Source organism: Flavobacterium sp. (genome assembly GCF_043720215.1).
GTDB lineage: Bacteria > Bacteroidota > Bacteroidia > Flavobacteriales > Flavobacteriaceae > Flavobacterium.
Genome location: NZ_JAYSSZ010000113.1, coordinates 1 through 1704 on the forward strand (window position 1 = coordinate 1; position 1704 = coordinate 1704).

Below are 1704 nucleotides of genomic sequence, written 5' to 3' on the forward strand. Positions count from 1 at the left end.
CACCAAAAACGTTTTTGGTGCTGTTTAATTTATCTATTTTTGTCTAATAATCTGTATCGATTATTTAGGACTAGTCAGTAATAAAACGATTAATTACCCGATTCTATTTTAGCATCATTTACCATCTTGTCATTTGCAGTAATTGCAAATTCTACTCGACGATTTTGAGATTTCCCTTCAGTTGTTTCATTAGAAGCAATAGGATCTCCTTCTCCAAGTCCAGAAGTATTAAAACGGGAACTTGCTAAACCTTTTCCTGATAAATAAGTTTTTACAGAAGCAGCTCTTTGTTGCGATAATGTCATGTTATAATCATCGGCTCCTGAGCTATCTGTATAACCATATATTTGAATATCAGTATCTGGATATTCTTTAAAAACAGGTACTAATTTATCTAAATTTGCTTTTGCAGTAGATGTCAACGTCGATTTGTTAGTGTCAAAACGTACTGAATTTTCACCCAAAACCAATTTGATTCCTTCTCCTACTCTTTCTACTTTGGCACCTGGTAAAGTCTCTGAAATTTTTCTAGCTTGTTTATCCATTTTGTTACCAATAACGCCACCAGCAACTCCACCAATAACACCACCTAAAACTGCACCCAAAGCACCGTTCCCACCTTTTCCGATGTTGTTTCCTAGAACACCACCAAGTATCGCACCACCAACAGCTCCGATTGCAGCACCTCGTTGGGTTTTATTTGTATTTTTCACTGATTCGCAACCTGATAAAACAGTTCCTACAAGGAACGAAAGCGAAAGTATGTATATAATAGACTTTTTCATATTCTGAATTTTTAGTTAGTTTTTTTAAATTGATAAACGATGTTCGTCATTTTACCCCCAATGTTTATATTGTCAATCAATTTGAATGATTCCATAGTTTGATCAGCAACTTTTAGAATATAACCTTGTTGCATTTTTTTTGCTTTCACGCCTTCAGCTAAAAATTTTAACACAAATTGCCCATCTTTGTTCACATACCACTTTATAGGAGAACTAAATCCTGGACAATTAGCTCGTGTTAAAGCCATTTCGCCAGAATCGTTATTAGATACAAATTTCCATGTGCTACCTTCAAAACATTTTGAATCAGCCAAATCAAAAGAAGTGATTTTAAACATGTCTGAGCCTTCATAATTTATAGTAGCTATAGTCCAATTACCTTTAATAGCAATTTGAGATCGTCTGTCAACATTTGTTGCCGCAGCTGGAGCTGGAGTTTTACAAGAAGTAACAACTATAAGAAAAGTAAATAGTATAATTATTTTTTTCATTCTATAAAAAGTTTTGAATTAATATTATAGCAAATATACAACCCAAAAAAAACAAAATTGTTTCAAAATTAAATTATTTTTTTGCAAAATTAACACTTACGCCAATTTGTCATTCTAAACACAATTGGTATTCTATTTGAAAGTGTATTTTAAAATAATAAAACCTTTAAAAAAACATACAAATATGACAACAGGAAAAATTAATGTTTCGGTAGAAAACATCTTTCCCTTAATCAAGAAATTCTTATACAGCGATCACGAAATTTTCTTGCGTGAGTTAATTTCAAACGGAACCGACGCTACATTAAAACTAAAACACCTAACAAGTATAGGTGAAGCCAAAGTAGAATATGGAAATCCTATTATTGAAGTAAAAATCGATAAAGAAGGAAAAAAAATTCATATTATAGACCAAGGTTTGGGAATGA

The 1704-nt window shown here is 32.1% G+C and carries 2 protein-coding genes and 1 pseudogene; 1 reads left to right on the forward strand and 2 read right to left on the reverse strand.

Annotated features, from left to right (window positions below):
• Positions 1-89: 89 nt before the first annotated feature.
• Both ACHZC3_RS05355 and ACHZC3_RS05360 read right to left on the reverse strand, forming a co-directional pair.
• On the reverse strand, positions 90-785 hold the full coding sequence (locus ACHZC3_RS05355) for an OmpA family protein (protein ID WP_394758848.1): 696 nt from the start codon (positions 783-785) through the stop codon (positions 90-92).
• Positions 786-796: 11 nt separating this feature from the next.
• Positions 797-1276, reverse strand: coding sequence for a lipocalin family protein (locus tag ACHZC3_RS05360; protein ID WP_394758849.1), 480 nt, complete (start codon positions 1274-1276; stop codon positions 797-799).
• A gap of 184 nt (positions 1277-1460) precedes the next feature.
• Between ACHZC3_RS05360 and ACHZC3_RS05365 the strand changes: the two are divergent.
• Positions 1461-1704: pseudogene (locus ACHZC3_RS05365) on the forward strand (molecular chaperone HtpG); the annotation flags it as partial.

What these genes read in the sequence shown, in the direction of transcription:
- ACHZC3_RS05355 (WP_394758848.1), bottom strand. Translation starts at nt 785, where the DNA reads ATGAAAAAGTCTATTATATACATACTTTCGCTTTCGTTCCTTGTAGGA.
- ACHZC3_RS05360 (WP_394758849.1), bottom strand. Translation starts at nt 1,276, where the DNA reads ATGAAAAAAATAATTATACTATTTACTTTTCTTATAGTTGTTACTTCT.